Annotated in this window: 26 protein-coding genes; 16 read left to right on the top strand and 10 right to left on the bottom strand. The window is 63.7% G+C overall.

Annotated elements, in window-relative coordinates; translation table 11 throughout:
* Positions 1–2 precede the first annotated feature (2 nt).
* The 6 genes from prpF to prpB all read right to left on the bottom strand — a co-directional run bounded on the left by prpF (position 3) and on the right by prpB (position 6,479).
* On the bottom strand, positions 3–1,190 hold the full coding sequence (prpF, locus tag HA052_RS18075) for a 2-methylaconitate cis-trans isomerase PrpF (RefSeq protein ID WP_166452960.1): 1,188 nt from the start codon (positions 1,188–1,190) through the stop codon (positions 3–5).
* A gap of 90 nt (positions 1,191–1,280) precedes the next feature.
* Positions 1,281–1,376, bottom strand: coding sequence for a DUF559 domain-containing protein (locus tag HA052_RS28260; RefSeq protein ID WP_166452959.1), 96 nt, complete (start codon positions 1,374–1,376; stop codon positions 1,281–1,283).
* A gap of 56 nt (positions 1,377–1,432) precedes the next feature.
* Positions 1,433–4,042, bottom strand: a complete 2,610-nt coding sequence (acnD, locus tag HA052_RS18065) for a Fe/S-dependent 2-methylisocitrate dehydratase AcnD (RefSeq protein WP_439823242.1) — start codon at positions 4,040–4,042, stop codon at positions 1,433–1,435.
* A gap of 52 nt (positions 4,043–4,094) precedes the next feature.
* Positions 4,095–5,243, bottom strand: coding sequence for a bifunctional 2-methylcitrate synthase/citrate synthase (gene prpC / locus HA052_RS18060; RefSeq protein ID WP_166452958.1), 1,149 nt, complete (start codon positions 5,241–5,243; stop codon positions 4,095–4,097).
* A gap of 32 nt (positions 5,244–5,275) precedes the next feature.
* A complete protein-coding gene (locus HA052_RS18055; protein WP_166452957.1) occupies positions 5,276–5,605 on the bottom strand; it encodes a cupin domain-containing protein in 330 nt (109 codons plus the stop codon).
* On the bottom strand, positions 5,592–6,479 hold the full coding sequence (prpB, locus tag HA052_RS18050) for a methylisocitrate lyase (RefSeq protein ID WP_166452956.1): 888 nt from the start codon (positions 6,477–6,479) through the stop codon (positions 5,592–5,594). Before prpB ends, HA052_RS18055 begins: the two co-directional genes overlap by 14 nt.
* A 300-nt stretch (positions 6,480–6,779) precedes the next feature.
* Between prpB and rpoE the strand changes: the two genes are divergently transcribed.
* From rpoE to nagZ, 16 genes are all read left to right on the top strand, one after another.
* A complete protein-coding gene (rpoE, locus tag HA052_RS18045; protein ID WP_081544546.1) occupies positions 6,780–7,379 on the top strand; it encodes an RNA polymerase sigma factor RpoE in 600 nt (199 codons plus the stop codon).
* A 2-nt stretch (positions 7,380–7,381) separates the two neighbouring features.
* Entirely contained in the window at positions 7,382–7,870 is a 489-nt protein-coding gene (locus HA052_RS18040) for a sigma-E factor negative regulatory protein (RefSeq protein WP_166452955.1), read from the top strand.
* Positions 7,871–8,830, top strand: a complete 960-nt coding sequence (locus HA052_RS18035) for a MucB/RseB C-terminal domain-containing protein (protein ID WP_081544548.1) — start codon at positions 7,871–7,873, stop codon at positions 8,828–8,830.
* A gap of 235 nt (positions 8,831–9,065) precedes the next feature.
* Positions 9,066–10,484 carry a DegQ family serine endoprotease gene (locus HA052_RS18030; protein WP_166452954.1) on the top strand — a complete coding sequence of 473 codons (1,419 nt, stop codon included), beginning with the start codon at positions 9,066–9,068 and terminating at the stop codon, positions 10,482–10,484.
* Positions 10,481–10,720: a glutaredoxin family protein gene (locus HA052_RS18025; protein WP_081544551.1), complete on the top strand. Its 240-nt coding sequence runs from the start codon at positions 10,481–10,483 to the stop codon at positions 10,718–10,720. Before HA052_RS18030 ends, HA052_RS18025 begins: the two co-directional genes overlap by 4 nt.
* Positions 10,721–10,893: 173 nt before the next feature.
* On the top strand, positions 10,894–12,687 hold the full coding sequence (gene lepA, locus HA052_RS18020) for a translation elongation factor 4 (RefSeq protein ID WP_166452953.1): 1,794 nt from the start codon (positions 10,894–10,896) through the stop codon (positions 12,685–12,687).
* Complete coding sequence (lepB, locus tag HA052_RS18015) at positions 12,688–13,656, top strand: signal peptidase I (protein ID WP_346774573.1); 969 nt, start codon at positions 12,688–12,690, stop codon at positions 13,654–13,656.
* Between the two features lie 31 nt (positions 13,657–13,687).
* On the top strand, positions 13,688–14,050 hold the full coding sequence (locus HA052_RS18010) for a DUF4845 domain-containing protein (protein ID WP_081544554.1): 363 nt from the start codon (positions 13,688–13,690) through the stop codon (positions 14,048–14,050).
* Positions 14,047–14,766: a ribonuclease III gene (rnc, locus tag HA052_RS18005; RefSeq protein WP_439823243.1), complete on the top strand. Its 720-nt coding sequence runs from the start codon at positions 14,047–14,049 to the stop codon at positions 14,764–14,766. The genes HA052_RS18010 and rnc overlap by 4 nt, the downstream gene beginning before the upstream one ends.
* Entirely contained in the window at positions 14,763–15,653 is an 891-nt protein-coding gene (gene era / locus HA052_RS18000; protein ID WP_166452952.1) for a GTPase Era, read from the top strand. The genes rnc and era overlap by 4 nt, the downstream gene beginning before the upstream one ends.
* Positions 15,654–15,660: 7 nt before the next feature.
* Positions 15,661–15,984 (top strand): antibiotic biosynthesis monooxygenase family protein, encoded by a 324-nt coding sequence (locus HA052_RS17995; protein WP_166452951.1) that lies wholly within the window; start codon positions 15,661–15,663, stop codon positions 15,982–15,984.
* Positions 15,981–16,709 carry a DNA repair protein RecO gene (gene recO, locus HA052_RS17990; RefSeq protein WP_217806182.1) on the top strand — a complete coding sequence of 243 codons (729 nt, stop codon included), beginning with the start codon at positions 15,981–15,983 and terminating at the stop codon, positions 16,707–16,709. The genes HA052_RS17995 and recO overlap by 4 nt, the downstream gene beginning before the upstream one ends.
* A 23-nt stretch (positions 16,710–16,732) precedes the next feature.
* Positions 16,733–17,458, top strand: coding sequence for a pyridoxine 5'-phosphate synthase (gene pdxJ, locus HA052_RS17985; RefSeq protein WP_166452950.1), 726 nt, complete (start codon positions 16,733–16,735; stop codon positions 17,456–17,458).
* Between the two features lie 5 nt (positions 17,459–17,463).
* Positions 17,464–18,027 (top strand): metal-dependent hydrolase, encoded by a 564-nt coding sequence (locus HA052_RS17980; RefSeq protein WP_166452949.1) that lies wholly within the window; start codon positions 17,464–17,466, stop codon positions 18,025–18,027.
* Entirely contained in the window at positions 18,024–18,413 is a 390-nt protein-coding gene (gene acpS, locus HA052_RS17975; RefSeq protein ID WP_166452948.1) for a holo-ACP synthase, read from the top strand. The genes HA052_RS17980 and acpS overlap by 4 nt, the downstream gene beginning before the upstream one ends.
* A 15-nt stretch (positions 18,414–18,428) precedes the next feature.
* Positions 18,429–19,517: a beta-N-acetylhexosaminidase gene (gene nagZ, locus HA052_RS17970; protein ID WP_206118949.1), complete on the top strand. Its 1,089-nt coding sequence runs from the start codon at positions 18,429–18,431 to the stop codon at positions 19,515–19,517.
* Between the two features lie 76 nt (positions 19,518–19,593).
* Here nagZ and HA052_RS17965 read toward each other — a convergent pair whose 3' ends face one another.
* The 4 genes from HA052_RS17965 to HA052_RS17950 all read right to left on the bottom strand — a co-directional run bounded on the left by HA052_RS17965 (position 19,594) and on the right by HA052_RS17950 (position 21,905).
* The gene (locus tag HA052_RS17965; protein ID WP_166452947.1) at positions 19,594–19,749 is read right to left on the bottom strand and encodes a hypothetical protein; all 156 of its coding nucleotides are present in this window, start codon (positions 19,747–19,749) and stop codon (positions 19,594–19,596) included.
* Between the two features lie 17 nt (positions 19,750–19,766).
* A complete protein-coding gene (locus HA052_RS17960) occupies positions 19,767–20,345 on the bottom strand; it encodes a LexA family protein (protein ID WP_166452946.1) in 579 nt (192 codons plus the stop codon).
* Between the two features lie 136 nt (positions 20,346–20,481).
* Positions 20,482–21,036, bottom strand: coding sequence for a thymidine kinase (locus HA052_RS17955; RefSeq protein ID WP_166452945.1), 555 nt, complete (start codon positions 21,034–21,036; stop codon positions 20,482–20,484).
* A 20-nt stretch (positions 21,037–21,056) separates the two neighbouring features.
* Positions 21,057–21,905 carry a 23S rRNA (adenine(2030)-N(6))-methyltransferase RlmJ gene (locus HA052_RS17950; protein WP_166452944.1) on the bottom strand — a complete coding sequence of 283 codons (849 nt, stop codon included), beginning with the start codon at positions 21,903–21,905 and terminating at the stop codon, positions 21,057–21,059.
* Positions 21,906–21,921: the final 16 nt, after the last annotated feature.

The raw sequence follows: 21,921 nt of genomic DNA, 5'->3' as shown, positions 1-21,921 counted from the left end.
CTTCAGAGATCGCCAGGCACACGCACCCAGCCTTCCATCAGCACCCGCGCGCTGCGGCTCATGACCGCCTTGCTCACGGCCCAGACACCGTTTTCCTGACGCGCTTCGGCGCCGACGCGCAAAGTGCCGGAAGGGTGGCCGAAGCGCACCATCCGGCGCTTGCCGCCGCCGGCGGCCAGATTGACCAGGGTGCCTGGAATCGCCGCCGCGGTGCCGATGGCCACCGCGGCGGTGCCCATCATCGCGTGGTGCAGCTTGCCCATGGACATCGCCCGCGCCAAGAGGTCGATGTCGGAGGCGCGCACCGGCTTGCCGCTGGAGGAAAGGTAGTCGGCCGGCGGCGCGACGAAGGCGATTTTGGGCGTGTGCTGGCGGTTGGCGATGTCGTCCAGCGTCTTGATCAGGCCCATCTTCAGCGCGCCGTGGGCGCGTATGGTTTCGAAGCGCGCCAGCGCCGCCGGATCGGCGTTGATCGCGTCCTGCAGTTCGGCGCCGCTGTAGCCGATGTCGGCGGCGTTGACGAAGATGGTGGGAATGCCGGCATTGATCAGCGTGGCTGGGAAGGCGCCGACGCCAGGCACTTCTAGCGTGTCTACCAACTGACCGGTGGGGAACATCGCGCCGCCGTCGCCGTCGCCTTCATCGGCCGGATCCAGGAATTCCAGCGCCACTTCGGCGGCGGGGAAGGTGACGCCGTCCAGCTCGAAATTGCCGGTCTCCTGTACCTGGCCTGCGCTGATGGGCACGTGGGCGATGATGGTCTTGCCGATATTGGCCTGCCAGATGCGCACCGTGCAGAAGCCGTCGACGGGAATGCGCGCCGGGTCGATCAGACCGCCGGCTATGGCGAAGGGGCCGACCGCGGCGGACAGATTGCCGCAGTTGCCGCTCCAGTCGACGAAGGCTTTGTCTATGCCGACTTGGCCAAACAGGTAGTCGACATCGTGACCCGGGCGAGAGGAGGGGGATACGATCACGGTCTTGCTGGTGCTGGAGCTGGCCCCGCCCATGCCGTCTATCTGTTTGCCGTAAGGGTCCGGGCTGCCGATCACGCGCAGCAGCAGCGCGTCGCGCGCCACGCCCGGCTGGCGCGCGGCCTCCGGCAGGTCCTGCAACCGGAAGAACACGCCCTTGCTGGTGCCGCCGCGCATATAGGTGGCGGGGATGCGGATCTGGGCTGCTGGAGTCATATGCTATTTTTCCTGTGCTTGCGGTGGTTCCGTTGCCGGGACGTCGTCGTGTTTATTGTGTCCTGGCACTAAGTTCTTTGTCATATTACTTCAAGAGCGGCATCCCGAGTTGTGCAGAATATCGTTGTTCCAGAAGCGTGTGATTCGGAAGCCTTGCGCCTGCAGCCAAGCGTCGCACGGCGTCACAAATCTTGCGGTATCGCCCCTCTCTCATTGCGGGAGAGGGGCCGGAGGAGAGGAGATTAGCCTTTCGCCCCCTCCAAAAAGTCCTGAGCGAAACGCTGCAACACGCCGCCAGCCTCGTAGATCGACACTTCTTCCGCGGTGTCCAGCCTACAGGTCACCGGTACTTGCGCAGTGTCGCCGTTCCGGCGGCGGACCAGCAGCGTCAGCTCAGCGCGCGGCTGGCGACGGCCGATCACGTCGTAGGTCTCGCTGCCGTCCAGCGCCAGCGTCTTGCGATTGACGCCGGGCTTGAACTCCAGCGGCAGCACGCCCATGCCGATCAGATTGGTCCGGTGGATGCGTTCGAAGCCTTCGGCGACGATGGCCTCGACGCCGGCCAGGCGCACGCCCTTGGCCGCCCAATCGCGCGAGCTACCCTGGCCGTAGTCGGCGCCGGCGACGATGATCAGCGGCTGCTTGCGCCGCATATAGGTTTCGATCGCCTCCCACATCCGCATCGTCTTGCCTTCCGGTTCCACGCGCGCCAGCGAGCCCTGGCGCACCGAGCCGTCTTCGTTCAACACCATTTCATTGAACAGCTTGGGGTTGGCGAAGGTGGCGCGCTGCGCGGTCAGGTGGTCGCCGCGGTGGGTGGCGTAGGAATTGAAGTCTTCCTCCGGCAGGCCCATCTTCGCCAGATATTCGCCGGCGGCCGAGTCCAGCAGGATGGCGTTGGAGGGCGACAAGTGGTCGGTGGTGATGTTGTCCGGCAGCAGGGCCAGAGGGCGCATGCCGCGCAGCGTGCGCTCGCCGGCCAGCGCGCCCTCCCAGTAAGGCGGGCGACGGATATAGGTGGACTGCGGCCGCCAGGCGTACAGCGGGCTGGCCTTGGCGGCGGTGTCGCGGCGGATGGCGAACATCGGTTCGTACACTTGACGGAAATGCTCGGGCTTGACCGCCTGGCGCAGCACCGCGTCTATCTCCGCGTCGTCCGGCCAGATGTCCTTGAGCCGGATCTCCTTGCCGTCGGCGACGCCGAGCACGTCTTTTTCGATGTCGAAGCGCATGGTGCCGGCAATGGCGTAGGCAATGACCAGCGGCGGCGAAGCCAGGAAGGCTTGCTTGGCGTAGGGGTGAATGCGGCCGTCGAAGTTGCGGTTGCCGGACAGCACCGCCGTCGTGTACAGGTCGCGCTCCACGATTTCCTGCTGGATTTTGGGTTCCAGCGCGCCGGACATGCCGTTGCATGTGGTGCAGGCGAAGGCGACGATGCCGAAGCCCAATTGCTCCAGCTCGGACAGCAGGCCGGCTTCCTTCAGATAGAGCTCAACCGCCTTGGAACCCGGCGCCAGCGAGGACTTCACCCACGGCTTGCGGGCGAGGCCCAGCCGGTTGGCGTTGCGCGCCAGCAGGCCGGCGGCGATCACATTGCGCGGGTTGGAGGTATTGGTGCAGCTGGTGATGGCGGCGATGATTACCGCGCCGTCCGGCATCAGGCCCTGGGCCTCCTGCGCGCGGGCCAGCGCCAGATTGACGGCGATGCCGCGTTCGGCCAGCGCCGACACCGGCAGCCGCTTGTGCGGATTGGACGGGCCGGCCAGGTTGCGGCTCACGCTGGACAGGTCGAAGCGCAGCACTCGCTCGTACACGACGTTTCGCAGCGTATCGGCCCACAGGCCGGCGGTCTTGGCGTAGGTTTCCACCAACTGGACTTGCTCGTCGCTGCGGCCAGTCAGCTTCAGGTAGGAGATGGTTTGTTCGTCGATGAAGAACAGCGCCGCGGTGGCGCCGTACTCCGGCGCCATATTGGAGATGGTGGCGCGGTCGCCCAAGGTCAGCGCCGCCGCGCCCGGGCCGTAGAATTCCAGATAGGCGCCGACCACTTTCTGCTGGCGCAGAAATTCGGTTAGCGCCAGCACCACGTCGGTGGCGGTGATGCCGGGACCGGGCTTGCCGGACAGCTCCACGCCGACGATGTCAGGCAGCCGCATCCACGAGGCGCGGCCCAGCATCACGTTTTCCGCTTCCAGGCCGCCGACGCCGACGGCGATCACGCCCAGCGCGTCCACGTGCGGGGTGTGGCTGTCGGTGCCGACGCAGGTGTCCGGGTAGGCCAGGCCGTTGTCGGCGTGGATCACCGGCGACATCTTCTCCAGATTGATCTGGTGCATGATGCCGTTGCCTGCCGGGATCACGTCGACATTGTCGAAGGCGCTCTTGGTCCACTCAATGAAATGGAAGCGGTCTTCGTTGCGCCGGTCCTCGATCGCGCGGTTCTTTTCGAAAGCTTGCGGGTCGAAGCCGCCGCACTCCACCGCCAGCGAGTGATCGACGATCAATTGCACCGGCACCACCGGGTTGACCTGGGCCGGGTCGCCGCCCTGGTCGGCGATGGCGTCGCGCAGGCCGGCCAGGTCCACCAGCGCGGTCTGGCCCAGGATGTCGTGACAGACCACGCGCGCCGGGAACCAGGGGAAGTCGCGCTCGCGCTTGCGATGGGCGATCTGCTCCAGGCATTCGCCCAGCAGCGCAGGATCGCAACGGCGCACCAGGTTTTCAGCATGCACGCGGCCGGTATAGGGCAGTTGTTCCCAGGCGCCGGGGCGGATGGCGTTAACGGCGGCGCGGGCGTCGAAGTAGTCGAGCCCGGTGCCGGGCAGGGGAATGCGGTAAGCGGAATTCATCATGTCTTGGCCAATTTGAAAATCAGGGGTGGGAGCGCGGGGGCTCCCGGTCCGGTCAGCGCTGTTCCAGCGGTACGAAGACCTGGTCTTCCGGGCCGATGTAATTGGCGCTGGGGCGGATGATCTTGCCGTCCTGACGTTGCTCGATCACGTGCGCGCTCCAGCCGCTGGTGCGGGCGATCACGAACAAGGGAGTAAACATGGCGGTGGGCACGCCCATCATGTGGTAACTGACCGCGGAAAACCAGTCCAGATTGGGGAACATCTTCTTGATGTCCCACATCACGGTTTCCAGGCGTTCGGCGATGTCGAACATCTTGCTGTTGCCGGCGGACTTGGACAGTTCGCGCGCCACCTCCTTGATCACCTTGTTGCGAGGATCGGAAATGGTGTAGACCGGGTGGCCGAAGCCGATGACCACTTCTTTGCGTTCCACGCGTTCGCGAATGTCCGCCTCGGCCTCGGCCGGGGTTTCGTAGCGCTGCTGGATGTCGAAGGCCACTTCATTGGCGCCGCCGTGCTTGGGGCCGCGCAGCGCGCCAATGGCGCCGGTGACGGCGCTGTACAGATCCGAGCCGGTGCCGGCGATGACGCGGGCGGCGAAGGTGGAGGCGTTGAATTCATGCTCGGCGTATAGATTGAGCGAGGTGTGCATTGCGCGCACCCATTCCTGCGACGGTTTTTCGCCGTGCAGCAGGTGCAGGATGTGACCGCCTATGCTGTCGTCGTCCGTTTCCACCTCGATGCGCTTGCCGTTATGGCTGAAATGATGCCAGTACAACAGCATGGAGCCCAGGCTGGCCATGAGTCGGTCGGCGATGTCGCGCGCGCCGGCTTGGTTGTGATCGTCCTTCTCTGGCAGCGCGCAACCCAGCGCGGACACGCCGCTGCGCATCACGTCCATCGGGTGGGCGCTGGCCGGAAGCGCCTCCAGCACTGCCTTCACCGCCGCCGGCAGGCCGCGCAGCGACTTCAGCTTTTTCTTATAGCCGACCAGCTCGGCCTTGTTCGGCAGCTTGCCGTGCACCAGCAGGTAGGCCACTTCCTCGAATTCGCAACGACCGGCGAGGTCGAGGATGTCGTAGCCGCGGTAGTGCAGATCATTGCCGCTGCGGCCCACGGTGCACAGCGCGGTATTGCCGGCGGCGACGCCGGACAGGGCTACGGATTTTTTGGGTTTGATGCCAACAACGGTTTCGCTCATGCTTTTCTCCTGATCGCAGACCTGCGGAATGATTATTTTTCGTAGAAAACGGCCAGCCAGACGCTGTCCTGCCCAGGCGCGGTCCAGGCCACGCGGTGGCGTTGGCGCGGCGCTATGGCCACGCAATCGCCCGGCTCCAATCTGAGGCGCCGCGGCGGGTCCTGGTATTCCAGCTCCGCCGCGCCGGACAGCAACAGCACCCATTCTTCTTCGTCCTGCTCATACCAGAATCCGTCCGGCGAAGCATGGCCGCGCGAGACGATGCGTTCGACGCGGAATCCTTTCGCGCCGCTGAATAAAGTCTGCAGCAACTCTTCCGGCAGCTCGCCCGGGATGTCTGCAAGCAGATTATTCGGCACCATGACCTTCCTGGCGGAACAGCGCGTCCAGTTTTTGTTCGTAGGCGTGGTAGTCCAGATGGCTATAAAGTTCTGCGCGCGTTTGCATCGTGTCCAGCACCGCTTGCTGACCGCCGTCGCGGCGGATCGCGCCGTAGACGCCGAGCGCGGCCTGGCTCATCGCGCGGAAAGCGGACAAGGGATAGAGCACCAGGCCGACGCCGTGTTCGCCCAGCTCGCGAGTGTTGAACAGCGGGGTGGCGCCGAACTCGGTGATATTGGCCAGCACCGGCACTTTCACCGCTTCGGCGAAGCGGCGGTACATCGCCAGCTCGGTCATCGCCTCCGGAAAAATCATGTCTGCGCCGGCCTCGACGCAGGCGACGGCGCGCTCGATGGCGGCGTCAAGCCCTTCGACCGCCAGCGCGTCGGTGCGCGCCATGATCACGAAGCCGTCGTCGCGACGCGCATCCACTGCCGCCTTGACGCGATCCACCATTTCGTCCTGGCTGACGATGGCCTTGTTGGGGCGGTGGCCGCAACGCTTCTGCTGTACCTGGTCCTCGATGTGCACCGCGGCGGCGCCGGCTTTCTCCAGGCTGCGGACCGCGCGGGCAATATTGAAGGCGCCTCCCCATCCGGTGTCGATGTCCACCAGAAGAGGCAGCTCGGTCACGTCGGTGATGCGGCGCACGTCGATCAGCACGTCTTCCAGCGTGGTGATGCCCAGGTCCGGAATGCCGCAGGAGCAGGCGGCTACGCCGCCGCCGGACAGATACAGGGCCTTGAAGCCGGAGTGTTCGGCCAGTCGGGCGGCGTAGGCGTTGACCGCGCCCACCACCTGCAAGGGCTGTTCTTGTGCTACCGCCTGACGGAAGCGTTGGCCGGGAGTGCTCATCGCGTTGGATTCCTTTATTGCAAGACAAAGCCATGGCCCGGAAGCGCGAAGGCGGTTCAAGGAACTATTGGCTTTGGTTGTTATCTCTATGTCATTCAAGCAAGTGCTTGGTAGGAGTGTAAGGGCTGGTTTGCGCGCTGGCAATACGGTTAAAACAAATGTTCAAGTTTTGTCCGAGGTCTGTTATGTTTCGCAGCTGAATCGCGTGGGGGAACTCATCGCAAGCGCGGTGGTCTAGTCACAGTCCACATAAACGACCACAAACACGACAGTGGGCAAATCAGGGAGCATAACAACGACATGAGTGATCGGGATCTCGATCAACAGTTGGTGGAGCGTGCCCAGCGAGGTGAAAAAAGAGCTTTCGATCTGCTTGTTGCCAAGTATCAGCGACGTCTCGCCAGGTTGTTGTCGCGGTTTATCCGCGACGGCGCTGACATCGAGGATGTGACGCAAGAAGCGTTTATCAAAGCGTATCGTGCCTTGCCGTCGTTTCGTGGCGAGAGCGCGTTTTACACATGGCTGTACAGAATCGGCATCAATACTGCCAAGAATTTCCTTAGCGCCTCCGGACGTCGTCCGGTGGTCAACAGCGAGATAGAGGACGAGGACGGTGAAAGCTTCGACATGACGTCGCAGCTGCCTGACCTGAATACGCCCGAAACCGAGCTGATGAACAAGGAGATTCTGGCAACGGTCAATGCCGCCGTGGAGGCTTTGCCGGAGGAATTAAGAACCGCAATTTCGCTCAGGGAAATGGACGGTCTATCCTACGATGAAATCGCCAAGGTGATGGATTGCCCGATAGGCACCGTGCGCTCGCGGATTTTCCGGGCGCGCGAGGCGATTGCTGCCGAGCTCAGGCCTTTGCTGGATACGGCCAAGAACAGAAGGTGGTAGGTATGAAAGAAACGATATCCGCGATGATGGATGGCGAACTGGACGACACGGACATAGCCAGGGCCATCGCTTCTATTTCATCTGACAAGCAACTGGATGCCGCCTGGGGCGAGTATCACTTGATTGGCGACGCGATGCGCGCCAACCGCATGGTTGCGCTCAACGTGCGAGAGCAGGTCGCCAGCCGGCTGGCGGACGAGCCCACGGTGCTTGCGCCGCGGCGCTGGTTGCGTCCGGCTCGCGCCCGCACCGCCGGCGCGGTGGCGCTGGCCGCCAGCGTCAGCTTCGCCGCCGTGGTGGGCTGGCAGCAGCTGACGCATCGCGGCGAGCCGGCTTCGTTGGTGGCGGACAAGGGCGTTCCGGTGCAAGTGGCCCAGCCGGCGCAAGCCAGCCAACTCGAGCGCGACGACCCCTATCTGCTGGCTCATCAGGAAGTGACCTCCGAACAAGGCAATATGAAAGTATCCTACGGAAACGGAGCTCGCCGTTAAATGCGTGTAATTCCTCTGATCAGCTTGATGGTTGTGGCGGCGGCGCCTGCCGCCCATGCAGAGGATGACTGGCAGCTGCTGCGCAATGTGGCGGCTGCCGGACGCCAGCAGGCGCTGAACGGCACCTATCTGCACCAGATGAACGGCACGCTGGAAACCTTCCACATCGTTAGGGAAGGCCAAGGCGACGCCATGCGGGAGAAGCGGACGTCCTTGGACGGGCCTTCTCGCGAAATTGTCCGCAAAGGCAATGAGTTGGCCTGTTTCGCGCCGGACAAGAAAGCCTTGAACGCGGCCAAGATCAGCGCGATGCGCTTGTTTCCTGCCTTGTTGCCGGAAGACATGAGCGAGATCAATCAGTCGTATTCGCTCAAGCACGTCGGCAGCGACAGGGTGGCGCAGCGCGATTGCAATCTGCTGGAACTGCGGCCCAAGGACAGGCAGCGTTACAGCCTGCGCATGTGCGTGGAGCCGCTGACCTCCCTGCCTTTGAAAATGGTGACCTTGTCGCCCAAGGGCGAAGCGGTGGAACAGTTTACTTTCACCGACATCGACCTGACCGGCCCCAAAGACAAGCGCGCCTATCGGCCCAAGTTCGCGCAGAAGTTCTTGTTGCGTTCGGGCGCCGCCTCCATGCCGCAGGCCGGCGCGCAGGTGGACAACGATGTGTCCGGGCTGCCCAACGGCTTCCATTTGCTGCGTTCGGTACAGCGCAGCTTGCCGGGCCAGGCGGGCAAGTCGGTGCGCCACATGGTGTATTCCGACGGCCTGGTGATGCTGTCGTTGTTTGTCGAGACGCAGCCGGAAGGCGCGCGCCTGGAGCGCAGCAGCAACCTGCACGGCGCCATCAATATGGCTACTGGCCCGCAGGGCAGCTACCAGTTGACCGCGGTGGGCGACATGCCCGAGCCGGCGATGATGGGGCTGTTGAAAGGGTTGAAAGTCAGCCTTAAGCCATGATGGCCAAGCCCGCCGACGTTTCCGCAAGCCCGTCCGGAGGCCTGGTCTCCGGCGGTGCGCTTGCGCGGAGCGGGTCGGATAGGGCTCGAGCCGGCGCTTTGTCGCCGGCTCGCCTGTTTTTCTTGGCGGCGAACCTTACGGCTGGGCGCCTGGCGCGCGACCGATTCGACGCCGAAATCCGTCAGCCGGTTTTCGCCGGCACGTCTTAACCACAACATATCAAGATGGAGCGCTCATGCCGGTTAAAAAACTGATTGTTTCCGCCATGCTGGCGGCCTCTATTATGGCGGGCTCTGCGCCCGCTGCAATGGCCGCGGAACTGCCGGACTTCAGCCAGATCGTCTCTAACGAGGGCAAGGCGGTGGTCAATATCAGCACCAAGTCCACGGTGCGCGAGGTCAGCAACGATTTGCCCGAGGGCATGAGCGGCGACCCGTTCTTTGAATTCTTCCGTCGTTTCGCGCCGCCGCGCGCCCAGGAGCGGCAGGAGTCGTCGCTGGGTTCCGGCTTCATCATTTCCGCCGACGGCTATGTGTTGACCAACGCCCATGTGGTGGCCCGCGCCGATGAAATCACCGTCAAGCTGACGGACAAACGCGAGTACAAGGCCAAGGTGATAGGCTCCGACGCCCGCACCGACGTGGCGTTGTTGAAAATTGAAGCGGACAAGCTGCCGGTGGTGCGCCGCGGCGACGCCAATGCCTTGAAAGTGGGCGAAGGGGTGTTGGCCATCGGCTCGCCGTTCGGTTTCGAGAACACCGCCACTTCCGGCATCGTTTCCGGCAAGAACCGCATGCTGCCGGATGAGACCCTCGTGCCCTTTATTCAGACCGACGCCGCGATCAACCCCGGCAACTCCGGCGGCCCGCTGTTCAACGCCAGGGGCGAAGTGGTGGGCGTCAACTCCCAGATCTTTAGCCGTTCCGGCGGTTTCATGGGTATTTCCTTCGCCATCCCCATTGACGTGGCGATGGACGTGGTGGCTCAGCTGAAGGCCAAGGGCCATGTCAGCCGCGGCAAGATCGGCGTGGTGATCCAGGAGTTGAGCCAGGATCTGGCCGCCTCCTTCGGCCTGGCCAAGCCGGCCGGCGCGCTGATCACAGCGGTGGAGCCGGGTGGTCCGGCGGCCAAGGCCGGCGTCAAACCCGGCGACATCATCCAGCAAGTGGATGGCAAGCCGGTTGAATCCGGTTCCGATCTGCAGCGGCTGATCGGCAGCATTCCGCCCGGCAAGCCGGTGACCTTGGGCCTGTGGCGCGCTCGCGCCGCGGTGTCTGCCAAGGTGGTGCCGGTGGAGCAGCTGGATCAGAATCCGAGGCTGGCGCAGCGCGAATATCGCGGCTCGCAGCAGGAGCGTCCGGCCGAGCAGAGCTTCTCGCAGATCGGCTTGCGGCTGCAGGTGCTGAATCCGGCGCAGTTGCAGCGCGCCGGCATCAAGTACGGCCTGCTGGTGCGCGGCGCCAATAATGTGGCGATGCGCGCCGGCATTCAACCGGGCGACGTGATCGTGGGCATCGGCAGCGAGCCGCTGGCCAATGTCGAGCAACTGAAATCCGCGCTGTCCGCGGCCAAGAAGGGCTCGTCGATCGCGCTGCAAGTGCTGCGCCAGGGGGCTACCCAGTTCATTCCGTTGCCGGTGGGCGACGGCAAGTGAGGCTGACGCTGTATTTTCGCGAGTACTGCAGCTTGTGCCATCAGATGTTGGCCGAGCTGCAGCCTTGGCGCGAACGCTACGGCTTTGAGTTGGACGTCGTCGACGTCGACGCCGATCCGGAGCTGGAGCGGCGCTTCAACGAGCTGGTGCCGGTTCTGATGGAGGATGAGACCGAAATCTGCCATTGGCGTCTGGATCAAGCCGCATTGGCTGCACATTTGGGCGAAATCGGCTAAAATCCGCGCCAGTGTGAGTTTATGTCGGGGGCACTTGGGTGCCCCCGCTTGCTGGATGGGCTGTTAACGGCTTTAGAGGTCGCAATCCTGATGATGAGCCGCTTTCATCAGGCCCGCGGCTTCCATCGGCAGTTCCGGGCACGCTAGCGTGCCCTTATCTTTTGCTGGATATCATGAAAAACATTCGAAATTTCTCGATCATTGCCCATATCGACCATGGCAAATCGACCCTGGCCGACCGCTTCATTCAATTCTGTGGCGGCCTGGAAATGCGCGAAATGAGCGCCCAGGTGCTGGACTCGATGGACATCGAGAAAGAGCGTGGCATCACCATCAAGGCGCAGACCGCGGCCTTGAGCTACAAGGCGCGAGATGGTCAGGTTTACAACCTGAACCTGATCGACACCCCGGGACACGTGGACTTTTCCTACGAAGTGTCGCGCTCGCTGTCCGCTTGCGAAGGCGCGCTGCTGGTGGTGGACGCCTCGCAAGGCGTGGAAGCGCAGACCGTGGCCAACTGCTATACCGCCATTGATCTGGGCGTGGAAGTGGTGCCGGTGCTGAACAAGATCGACCTTCCGGCCGCCGAACCGGAGCGGGTCAGCCAGGAAATCGAAGACATTATCGGCATCGAGGCTGCGGATGCGGTGCGCGCCTCGGCCAAGTCCGGCATCGGGATTGAGGACATCCTGGAGGAAGTGGTCAGCAAGGTTCCGCCGCCAAAGGGCGATGAGGGCGGTCCTCTGAAGGCTTTGATCGTCGACTCCTGGTTCGACAACTACGTCGGCGTGGTGATGCTGGTGCGCGTGATCGACGGTTCGCTGAAGCCCAAGGACAAGATCAAGTTCATGGCCACTGGCGCCGAGCATCTGTGCGAGCAGGTGGGTGTGTTCACGCCTAAATCTGTCCAGCGTCAGAGTCTGAACGCGGGCGAGGTGGGCTTCGTCATCGCCGGCATCAAGGAGTTGAAATCGGCCAAGGTCGGCGACACCATCACCCTAGTGTCCAAGCCAGCCACCGAGGCGCTGCCGGGCTTCAAGGAAGTGCAGTCCCAGGTGTTCGCCGGTCTGTATCCAGTGGAAAGCCACGATTACGAAGCGCTGCGCGACGCGCTGGAAAAACTGCAGCTGAACGACGCTTCGCTGAAGTACGAGCCGGAAGTGTCGCAGGCGCTGGGCTTCGGTTTCCGCTGCGGCTTCCTCGGCCTCCTGCACTTGGAGATTGTGCAGGAGCGCCTGGAGCGCGAGTTCGACATGGACCTGATCACCACCGCGCCGACGGTGAACTACGAAGTGGTGATGAAGGATGGCACGATGGAAGTGGTGTCCAACCCGTCGCGGATGCCGGACGCTGGCAAGTACGAGGAGTTGCGCGAACCCATCATCACCTCCACCATTCTCGTGCCTCAAGACTATGTCGGCGCGGTGATGACGCTGTGCAACCAGAAGCGCGGCGTGCAGCGCAATATGCAGTACATGGGCCGCCAAGTGATGCTGACCTATGATCTGCCGATGAACGAAGTGGTGATGGACTTCTTCGACAAGCTGAAGTCCACCAGCCGCGGCTACGCCTCGCTGGATTACGAGTTCAAGGAATTCCAGAGCGCCGATCTGGTCAAGCTGGATGTGTTGGTCAATGGCGAGAAGGTCGACGCGTTGTCGCTGATCGTGCACCGCGCCTCCAGCGTCTACCGCGGCCGCGAACTGGTGTCCAAGATGCGTGAACTGATTCCGCGCCAGATGTTCGACATCGCGGTGCAGGCGGCCATCGGCGGCCACATCATCGCCCGCGAGACGGTCAAGGCTTTGCGCAAGAACGTGTTGGCCAAGTGCTACGGCGGCGACATCACCCGCAAGAAAAAGCTGCTGGAGAAGCAGAAAGCGGGCAAGAAGCGCATGAAGCAGGTGGGCAACGTGGAAATTCCGCAGGAAGCATTCCTGGCAATTCTTCAAGTAGGGGACAAATAAGTGGGCGGAAATCTGTTCTGGGTGTTTGTCGTGGCGGTGGCGATCGGCGGCATGCTGATCGCTTTTGGCGGCAAGAAGCAAGAGGGCGCCAAGGATTGGCCGCAGGCGGTGCAGTGGGGCTACCTGGCGGTGCTGATTGGCGGCTTTGGCCTGCTGTCCAACTACATGAGTTTCACCGCGGTGATGCTGGTCTTCGTGCTGATCACCGGCGCGGTATGGCTGGCGGACAAGCTGGTGTTGGCCAAGCGCCGCGCCGCCGAGACCCCAGCCGGCCATTTCGTCGATTATTCGCGCGGCTTCTTTCCGGTGATCTTGGTGGTGTTCCTGCTGCGCTCTTTCATTGCCGAGCCGTTCCAGATCCCCAGCAGTTCGATGCGTCCGGGCCTGGTGGTCGGCGATTTCATCCTGGTGAACAAATTCACCTACGGTCTGCGCGTGCCGGTGTTGAACACAGTGTTCGCATCGGTGGACAAAGTGGAGCGCGGCGACGTGGTGGTGTTCAATTTCCCGCCCAACCCCAAGGTCAACTACATCAAGCGCGCCATCGGTCTGCCGGGCGACGTGGTCGAGTATCGCGACAAGCGTCTGACCGTCAACGGCAAGCCGCTGCCGGACGCCGACGACGGCAACTACGAGTATCTGGAGCAGGGCCTGATGATGGTCAACGCCAAGCGCTACAAGGAAACCATGGGCCAGCGCACTTACTCCGTGCTGAACAACGAAGGTTCGCCTACCGTAGCCTTGAGCCAAGTGCAGGACTTCCCGTCCCGCGACAACTGCCGCTATGATGACAATGGTTTTGTCTGCAAGGTGCCGGCCGGCCATTACTTCATGCTGGGCGACAACCGCGACAACAGCCTGGACGGCCGCTACTGGGGCTTCGTCGATGACAAGCTGATGGTGGGCAAAGCCTTCATGATCTGGATGAACTTTGGCGACCTATCGCGCATTGGCAAAACCATTCACTGATAAACGCAAGATCGCAAGCTCGGAGCGCATTATGCATTTCAGCCGTCAGAAGGGCCTGTCGCTGTTTTCCGTGTTGCTGGTGATGATCGTGCTGGGCGCGATCCTCGTGCTGGGCATGAAGGTGATGCCGGTGTACTCGGAGTACGCCGAGGTGCGCCAGGCGATCACCGCCTTGTCCGCCCAGAGCAATGTCGGCGAGGCGTCGATTCGCCGGGATTTCAACCAGCGGGCCGGCGTGGCCGGCATCGCCTCGATCAAGGGTGAAAACCTGATGGTGGTGGCCGGCGGTAATTTCGTGTACATCCGCGCCGCTTATCAGCGCGAAGTGCCTTTATTCTCCAATATCAGTCTGCTGTTCAAATTCGATACCCAAGCGGGCAAGCCCCCGCAATAAGCCAAGTGATACCAACCGACAATAGATTCCGGCGCCTGTGTCAGGCGCTGGATTACGCATTTCAGAAGCCGGAGTTGTTGCGTCAAGCCTTGACGCACCGCAGCTACGGCGCCGGCAACAACGAGCGTTTTGAATTCGTGGGCGACAGCATCCTCAACTACACGGTCGCCCGCATGCTGTTCGATCAATTTCCCAAGCTGACCGAGGGCGAGCTGTCGCGGCTGCGCGCCAATCTGGTCAACCAGAACACCCTGGCCGAGATCGCCCACGAGCTTAAGTTGGGCGATTACCTTTACCTGGGCGAGGGCGAGCTGAAGAGCGGTGGTTTCAACCGGCCGTCCATTCTCGCCGACGCGCTGGAAGCCACCTTCGCCGCGGTCAGCTTCGATTCCGATTTCCTGCGCGCGGAGCAGGTGGTGCGCCGGCTCTATGATCAACGGGTGTCGTCCATCGACACCTCCCTCCAGGCCAAGGACGCCAAGACCCGCTTGCAGGAAGCGCTGCAGGCGCGCAAGCTGGCCCTGCCCAAATACCGGATACTGTTGCAAAGCGGCGAAGCTCATGAACAGTGGTTCCGTGTCGAGTGCGACCTGGGCGAGCTGGCGATAGGCTCCACCGGCGAAGGCGGCAGCCGCCGCGCCGCCGAACAGCAGGCCGCCGAAGCGGCGCTGATCCTGCTGGAACAAAAACTCGCTGCGAGTAAGAAACGTATATGACTGACATCCAATACCACTGCGGCTTTGTCGCCATCGTCGGCCGTCCCAACGTCGGCAAATCCACGCTGATGAACCATCTGATTGGTCAGAAGGTCAGCATCACCTCGAAAAAGGCGCAAACCACGCGCCACCGCGTCACCGGCATCCACACCGAGAACAACGCCCAGTTCATCTTCGTAGACACCCCGGGCTTCCAGACCTTTCACAAAGGCGCGCTCAACGAGACCTTGAACAAGAGCGTCAAGGATTCGCTGGGCAACGTCGATTGCGTGCTGTTCGTGCTGGAGGCGATGCGCTTCACCGGCGCCGACCGCGAAGTGATGGCTTTGCTGCCCAAGCGCAAACCGGTGATCCTGGTGGTGAACAAGTTGGACAAGGCCAAGGACCGAGACGCGTTGCAGGCTTTCATCGCCGAGGTGCAGGCGGAATTCGCCTTCGCCGGCGTTGAAGTGGTCAGCGCCAAACACGGTCAGCGTTTGAGCGAGCTGCTGGAGCAGGTGCGTCCGCATCTGCCGGAATCGATGCCGCTGTATCCGGAGGACATGGTTACCGACAAGAGCGAACGCTTCTTGGCCGCCGAGATCGTGCGCGAGAAGCTGTTCCGCTATCTGGGTGAAGAACTACCCTATGAAATGAACGTGGAAGTGGAGATGTTTGAGATGGACGGCGAATTGCGCCGCATCCATATCGGCGTGCTGGTGGACAAGGAAAACCAGAAGCCCATCGTTATCGGCCGCGGCGGAGAGAAACTGAAGAAGATCTCCACCGAAGCGCGGATAGATATGGAAAAGCTGTTCGACGGCAAGGTTTTCCTGCAAGTCTGGGTCAAGGTCAAGTCAGGCTGGGCCGACGACGTTCGCTTCCTGCGGGAATTCGGCCTGGACTGAAGCCCTCATGCACTATCATTTGGCGCCGTCCTGTTGGACGGTGATTTTTTCTCTGCAGCAAGGCCAGGAGATGCCGGGCAGCCGCGAGCTGCTGGAGCGCATCGCCCGACTGGCGGCTTGCCAGGCCGGTTTTCTCGGCTTGGAGCGCGGCGAGCCGGGGCGGGACACCGTGTCCTACTGGGACAGCGTCGAGGCCATCGCTGCCTGGCGCCAGTGCGCAGAGCGCCTGATCTCCCAACGTTACGGGCCGGAAGCCTGGTATCGGGTGTTCGCCTTCAACGTGAGCGCGGCCGCGGTATGTCCGCGGCCGTCGGCCGGGGGCACCGGATGAGCCAGCCGGGCAGGGTAGACCGTCAGCCGGCCTATGTGCTGCATGCGCAGCCCTACCGGGAAACCAGCTTGCTGGTGGAAGTTCTCAGCCGCGACCATGGCCGTTTCTCGGTGGTGGCGCGCGGCGCGCGGCGGCCGCGGGCCGATCTGCGCGGCCTGCTGCTTCCCTTCCAGCCGCTGACCCTGTCTTGGTTCGGCAAGGGCGAGTTGCGCACCTTGCACAGCGCGGACTGGGACGGCGGCGTGCCGCAGCTGTCCGGCCTGCCGCTGATCTGCGGTTTTTACCTGAACGAACTGATGATGAAGCTGACCGCGCGCGACGATCCCGAACCGCGCGCCTTCGCCGTCTACGACGCCGCGGTGCGCGGCTTGGCGCGTCAAAGCGGCCTGGCGGCGGTGTTGCGCCGCTATGAGCTGAGGCTGACCCAGGTGTTGGGCTACGCGCCCAGCCTGCTGCGCGACGGCGACGGCGCGGAAGTGGACGCGGGCGCCAGCTACTGGTGTCAGGGCAACGCCGCGCCGGAGCGGGACGCCGGCCAGAGCCTGGAGCGCGGGCTGCGGCTCAGCGGCGCCAGTCTGTTGGCGATAGAGGCCGACGACTACGCGGAGGCGGCCACCCGGCTTGAAGCGCGGGGGCTGATGCGCGTATGGTTGACCGCTTTATTGGGCGAGGAGCCGCTGGCTTCGCGCGAGCTATTGCAAGCCGTCAATTCCTTGTCGGATTGAGGCGAACCTAATCGGGAGTGAATATGATTCTGTTGGGCGTAAACATCGATCACGTCGCCACCTTGCGCCAGGCGCGCGGCACTCGTTATCCCAGCCCGGTGGAGGCTGCGCTGGTGGCGGAAACCGCCGGCGCCGACCTGATCACCCTGCATCTGCGCGAAGATCGCCGCCACATCCAGGACGCCGACGTAGTGGCGATGCGCCAGACGGTCAAGACCCGGGTCAACCTGGAAATGGCGATGACCGAGGAAATGCTGGCCAATGCGCTGGCGGTGAAGCCGGAGGACGTGTGCCTGGTGCCGGAAAAGCGCGAGGAAGTCACCACCGAAGGCGGCCTGGACGCCATCGGCCACTTCGCCGATGTGAGCCGCTACACCCGCAGCTTGCTGGACGCCGGCATCCGCGTGTCCATCTTCATCGACCCGGACCGCGCGCAGATCCAGCGCGCCTGGGACGCCGGCGCGCGCGTGGTGGAATTGCACACCGGCGCTTACGCCGACGCCCATGACGCCGCGGCGCGCGACGCCGAGTTGGCGCGCATCCGCGACGCCGCCGTTTTCGCCGCCGAGCTGGGCATGGTGGTCAACGCCGGCCACGGCCTCAACTACCACAATGTGCAGCCGATCGCCGCGATTCCGCAGATCGCGGAACTGAACATCGGCCACGCCATCGTCGCCCAGGCGCTGTTCGTCGGCTTCGCCGAGGCGGTGAAGGAGATGAAGGCGCTGATGGCGGCCGCGCGCGGCTAAGCGCAATGCCCACCGTCGTCACCCACGCCTTGGCCGGCGCCACGCTGGCCGGCCTGTGCGCGCTGCGGCCGCTGCGCGCGCCCGGCATGGCCGGGTGGCTGCTGCTGTGCGGCGCGGCGGCGATGCTGCCGGATCTGGACGTGATCACCTTCAAGCTGGGCATTCCCTACGCCAGTCCCTGGGGACATCGCGGCGTTTCTCATTCGCTGACGCTGGCCTTGATTGCCGGCGGCCTGCTTGCCGCCTTCGGGCGGCGTTGGTGGGAGCAACTGGGCCTGGGGCCGCTGCGCGCCTTTGTCGTGCTGAGCCTGGCGGTGGCGTCTCATGCGCTGTTGGACATGTGGACCGACGCCACCCATGGCCCGGCGTTGGCGATGCCCTGGCACCAGGGGCGTTTCTTGTTCGACTGGCGGCCCATCGAGGGCTCGCCGTTGACGCCGAGCCGCTGGTTGGGGCCCAAGGGCCTGCGGGTGTTGAGATCTGAGTTGCTTTACGTTTGGCTGCCTTGCCTGCTGCTGTGGATGGCCCGCGCGGCTTGGCTGCGCGGACGCGGGGAGGGTGGGCGATGATTTACGGCATCGGCACCGATCTGGTGGAAATCGAGCGCATGCGGTCGATGTTTCAGCGCTGGGGCTTCAAGCTGGGGCGGCGCATGCTGGCCCCGGCCGAGCGGCAGGCGTTTGCCGCCAGCGTCGATCCGGCGCGTTTCCTGGCCAAGCGTTTCGCGGTCAAGGAGGCCCTGGCCAAGGCGCTGGGCACCGGGGTGTGCGCGCCGGTGTTGCTGACGGCGATCTGGGTCGAGCATGATGAATGGGGCAAGCCGCTGTTGGCGCTAAGCCCGGAATTGGACGAATTTTTAAGCCAGCGCGGCGTGGGCGCGCGTCATCTGTCCATCAGCGACGAGCGCGGCTACGCGCTGGCTTTTGTGGTGCTGGAGCGCTCCGCGCCCGGCTAGAGAGAAAGCAAACCGATGCAGCAGACTCAACAGAGCGCGGCCTTGCCGCGCGGGCCGGTGATGGCGGGCGTGGCCGGCCTGCGGCTGACGAATGAGGAAAAGCGGCGCTTGTCGCATCCGCTGGTGGGCGGGGTGATCCTGTTCCGTCGCAATTTCCAGGACATCGAACAACTGAAGGTGTTGACCGCGGAAATCCGCGCGCTGCGCAGCCCGCATCTGCTGATTGCGGTGGACCACGAAGGCGGCCGGGTGCAGCGCTTCCTCGACGGCTTTACCCGCCTTCCGCCGATGCAAGTCTTGGGCCGGATGTGGGAGCAAGACCGTCCGGCAGCGCTGGCGCAGGCGGAGAACGTCGGCTACGTGTTGGCGGCGGAGTTGTCCGCCTGTGGCGTCGATCTGTCCTTCACTCCGGTGCTGGACCTGGATTGGGGACGCTGCGCGGTGATCGGTAACCGCAGCTTCCACCGTGACCCGGCCATCGTGGCCGAGTTGGCCGAAGCGCTGCAGCGCGGTCTGGCGCGCGGGGGCATGTCCACCTGCGGCAAGCATTTCCCCGGCCATGGCTTTGTCGAGGGCGACAGCCACCACTTGATGCCGGAAGACGGCCGCAGCCTGGCCGAACTGGAAGCGGACGACTTGGTGCCTTTTGGCCGCTTGGCGGCGGCGGGCATGGGCTCAGTGATGCCCGCCCATGTGTTGTACCCGGCGGTGGACGCGCAGCCGGCCGGTTTCTCGCGGGTCTGGCTGCAGGATGTGCTGCGCGGCCGGCTGGGTTTCGACGGCGTGATCTTCTCCGACGCCTTGGACATGGAGGGGGCTGCCGGCGCCGGCAGCTTCGTGCAGCGCGCCGACGCGGCGCTGGCCGCCGGTTGCGATATGGTGCTGGTTTGCAATGATCCCCGGCAGACCGACCTGATCCTGGCCCATCTGCGGCCGCCGGCGCAGCCGGACTTGGCGCGGAGGCTGGAGCGCATGGCCGGCAAGGCGGCGGATTGGGCGGCGGAACTGGCCGGCCCGGCTTTCGCCGCGGCGCGCGCCCAAGTGGAACGTTTGAACATGCCGGCGGACACGATGCGAGGGCCGGATGTGGGCGAGGCGAATTAGAGCCGCCGACAATTATCGGAGGAAAGACGGCCTGGGCGTATGGACGCCCGGGCCGTTGTCGTTTGGAAAGGGGCGCTTAAACAAACTGCACTGGCACGTAGAAGTCGCGCCCCGGGCGGCTGACCAGCACTTGCGGCTGGCCTTGGATCACCGCGCGGAAGGCGCGCGGCAGCCGGCGCCAGTCCATGAACTTCATCTTGATGCTGTCGTACTGCGCTTGACTGTGTTCCATGGTGTTCTCCCGAAGGTTCAGTCCACTTTGTGGATGACGTTGGTGACGACGCCCCAGATATGGAAGGCGGCGTCTTCCGGCACCGGAATCGGCTGAAATTCCGGGTTTTCCGGCAGCAGGCGGATGCCCTTGGCGGTTTTTTCCAGCCGCTTCACCGTGAGTTCGCCGTTGAGCGCCGCCACGACGACTTTGCCGCTGCGCGCTTCCGCCGCGCGGTCCACCACCAGCAGGTCGCCGTCGTGGATGCCGGCGCCCAGCATGGATTCGCCCTTGACTGTGACGAGGAAGGTGCTGCCCGGACGCGGCGCCAGGCGGGCGTTGAGGTCCACGTCGTCTTCCTTGAGGTCGTCCGCCGCCACCGGCGAGCCGGCCGGCACGCTGTTGGCGAACAGCGGCAGCGACAGTTCGCTGAGCTGGCGCGCCAGCGTGCGCACGTCGTCGGCCTGGGCGCTGTTGGCGGTGCGCCAGCTGCGGTAATCGTGCAGCCAGTCTTCCAGTACTGGTTTCAACGGTTCCGGTACGCGGAGGGCGACGGTCTTGTCGCCGCCGTAGCTGGACTTGCGGCCGGCGCCGCTGCGTTTGCCTCCGTGGCTCATGGCTAATCCTCTGTAATGCAAGTAGATTTGATTGTGTACATTATCAAACTGCAGGGCAAGTTTTTTTTGTGTGCGGCGGCGGCGGGCGCAAAAAAGCCCGCTGGAGCGGGCTGGTTTCGGCGGGAGGGTGGCGGCTTCAGCGCTGGTAGAAGCAACGGGCGCAAACCGCGCGGTAGCGGGCGTTGCCGCCGATTTCCACCTGGGGGCCTTCCTTGACGCGGTGGCCGTCGGCGTCGATGCGAATGTGCATGGTGGCTTTTTTGCCACATTCGCAAATCGTCTTGATCTCTTCGATTTCATCGGCCAGCGCCAGCAGCATGCCGGAGCCGACGAAGGGCTCGCCGCGGAAATCGGTGCGCAGGCCGAAGCAGATCACCGGGATGTTGCGGGTGTGAGCCAGTTCATGCAGCTGGTGCACCTGCTCCGGGGTGATGAACTGGGCTTCGTCTATCAGGATGCAGGCGGTTTGGCCGAAATCCTCGGCCAGGAAGTTCAGCTCCGGCGAGAAGGTGCGGGCGTCGCGCTGCAGATTGAGGCGCGAGGTGATTTTGCCGAAGCCGTAGCGGTCGTCCATCGCGCTGGTGAACAGCGCCACGGTCTTGCCCATGGATTCGTAGTTGTTGGCGATTTGCAGCAACTGGGTGCTTTTGCCGCTGTTCATCGCGGCGTAGCGGAAAAAGAGTTTTGCCATCGATAGATTCTCGGTGGGGCTTAAAGGTCGCCGCCGGTTTCCAGCACATAGCTGGCGCCGGCGTCTTGCGCCAGATGCTGGGCGAGGTAGGGCAGCACTTCGCGCAGCGTCTGCGGCAGCGTCCATGGCGCGTTGAGGATGAACATGCCGCTGCCGTGCATACCGAAGCCGTCGCTGGACGGCTTTTGCACATGCAGTTCGGCGCGCAGCCAGTTCTTGGCGCCCAGCTTCTTCAGGTCCTTGGGCAGTTCCTTCATCTCGGCGCGCTGCAGGCAGGGATACCAGACCGCGTAGACGCCGGTGGCGAAGCGCTTCAGGCTTTCCTTCAGCGCGGTGATCACGTGCTGGTAATCGCGCTTGTCTTCATAGGGCGGATCGATCAGGACCAGCGCGCGGCGCGGCGGTGGCGGCAGAATCGCCTTGATCGCCTCGAAGCCGTTGGCCTGCTGGATTTGCACGCGACGGCCGGCGTCGGCGAAGGTGTCGGCCAGCAACTGGTGATCGGTGGGGTGGAGCTCGAACAGGCGCAGCTTGTCGCTGGCCGGCATTACCTCCGCCGCGCACCAGGGCGAACCGGGGTAGAGCTTGAGTTCGCCGTCGGCGTTCAGGCTGCGTACCACCTCGACGTAGTTGGCGACGGCTTCCGGCAGATCGTCGCGACGCCACAGTCGGGCGATGCCGGATTCGAATTCGGCGTTTTTGGTGGCGTAGCCTTCCACCAGCGAGTAAGCGCCGGCGCCGGCATGGGTGTCGATATACCAATAGGGCTTGGCTTTCTGTCCCAGGTAATTCAGGAGTTCGATCTGGATCAGATGCTTGAGCACGTCGGCGTGATTGCCGGCGTGGAAGGCGTGGCGGTAACTGAGCATGGCTGCGGGGTATGGC

The organism is Chromobacterium fluminis (genome assembly GCF_011602385.1).
Classification (GTDB): Bacteria; Pseudomonadota; Gammaproteobacteria; order Burkholderiales; family Chromobacteriaceae; genus Chromobacterium; species Chromobacterium fluminis.
Note: the sequence above shows the minus strand (reverse complement) of the source record. Positions and strands in the feature narration are given on the sequence as shown.

What these genes read in the sequence shown, in the direction of transcription:
- HA052_RS18040 (WP_166452955.1), top strand. Translation starts at nt 7,382, where the DNA reads ATGAAAGAAACGATATCCGCGATGATGGATGGCGAACTGGACGACACG.
- HA052_RS17950 (WP_166452944.1), bottom strand. Translation starts at nt 21,905, where the DNA reads ATGCTCAGTTACCGCCACGCCTTCCACGCCGGCAATCACGCCGACGTG.
- HA052_RS18055 (WP_166452957.1), bottom strand. Translation starts at nt 5,605, where the DNA reads ATGGTGCCGAATAATCTGCTTGCAGACATCCCGGGCGAGCTGCCGGAA.
- acpS (WP_166452948.1), top strand. Translation starts at nt 18,024, where the DNA reads ATGATTTACGGCATCGGCACCGATCTGGTGGAAATCGAGCGCATGCGG.
- HA052_RS17995 (WP_166452951.1), top strand. Translation starts at nt 15,661, where the DNA reads ATGCACTATCATTTGGCGCCGTCCTGTTGGACGGTGATTTTTTCTCTG.
- HA052_RS17980 (WP_166452949.1), top strand. Translation starts at nt 17,464, where the DNA reads ATGCCCACCGTCGTCACCCACGCCTTGGCCGGCGCCACGCTGGCCGGC.
- HA052_RS18010 (WP_081544554.1), top strand. Translation starts at nt 13,688, where the DNA reads ATGCATTTCAGCCGTCAGAAGGGCCTGTCGCTGTTTTCCGTGTTGCTG.
- prpF (WP_166452960.1), bottom strand. Translation starts at nt 1,190, where the DNA reads ATGACTCCAGCAGCCCAGATCCGCATCCCCGCCACCTATATGCGCGGC.
- prpB (WP_166452956.1), bottom strand. Translation starts at nt 6,479, where the DNA reads ATGAGCACTCCCGGCCAACGCTTCCGTCAGGCGGTAGCACAAGAACAG.
- era (WP_166452952.1), top strand. Translation starts at nt 14,763, where the DNA reads ATGACTGACATCCAATACCACTGCGGCTTTGTCGCCATCGTCGGCCGT.
- lepA (WP_166452953.1), top strand. Translation starts at nt 10,894, where the DNA reads ATGAAAAACATTCGAAATTTCTCGATCATTGCCCATATCGACCATGGC.
- prpC (WP_166452958.1), bottom strand. Translation starts at nt 5,243, where the DNA reads ATGAGCGAAACCGTTGTTGGCATCAAACCCAAAAAATCCGTAGCCCTG.
- recO (WP_217806182.1), top strand. Translation starts at nt 15,981, where the DNA reads ATGAGCCAGCCGGGCAGGGTAGACCGTCAGCCGGCCTATGTGCTGCAT.
- acnD (WP_439823242.1), bottom strand. Translation starts at nt 4,042, where the DNA reads ATGATGAATTCCGCTTACCGCATTCCCCTGCCCGGCACCGGGCTCGAC.
- HA052_RS17965 (WP_166452947.1), bottom strand. Translation starts at nt 19,749, where the DNA reads ATGGAACACAGTCAAGCGCAGTACGACAGCATCAAGATGAAGTTCATG.
- nagZ (WP_206118949.1), top strand. Translation starts at nt 18,429, where the DNA reads ATGCAGCAGACTCAACAGAGCGCGGCCTTGCCGCGCGGGCCGGTGATG.
- rpoE (WP_081544546.1), top strand. Translation starts at nt 6,780, where the DNA reads ATGAGTGATCGGGATCTCGATCAACAGTTGGTGGAGCGTGCCCAGCGA.
- HA052_RS18035 (WP_081544548.1), top strand. Translation starts at nt 7,871, where the DNA reads ATGCGTGTAATTCCTCTGATCAGCTTGATGGTTGTGGCGGCGGCGCCT.
- HA052_RS17960 (WP_166452946.1), bottom strand. Translation starts at nt 20,345, where the DNA reads ATGAGCCACGGAGGCAAACGCAGCGGCGCCGGCCGCAAGTCCAGCTAC.
- HA052_RS17955 (WP_166452945.1), bottom strand. Translation starts at nt 21,036, where the DNA reads ATGGCAAAACTCTTTTTCCGCTACGCCGCGATGAACAGCGGCAAAAGC.
- pdxJ (WP_166452950.1), top strand. Translation starts at nt 16,733, where the DNA reads ATGATTCTGTTGGGCGTAAACATCGATCACGTCGCCACCTTGCGCCAG.
- HA052_RS18030 (WP_166452954.1), top strand. Translation starts at nt 9,066, where the DNA reads ATGCCGGTTAAAAAACTGATTGTTTCCGCCATGCTGGCGGCCTCTATT.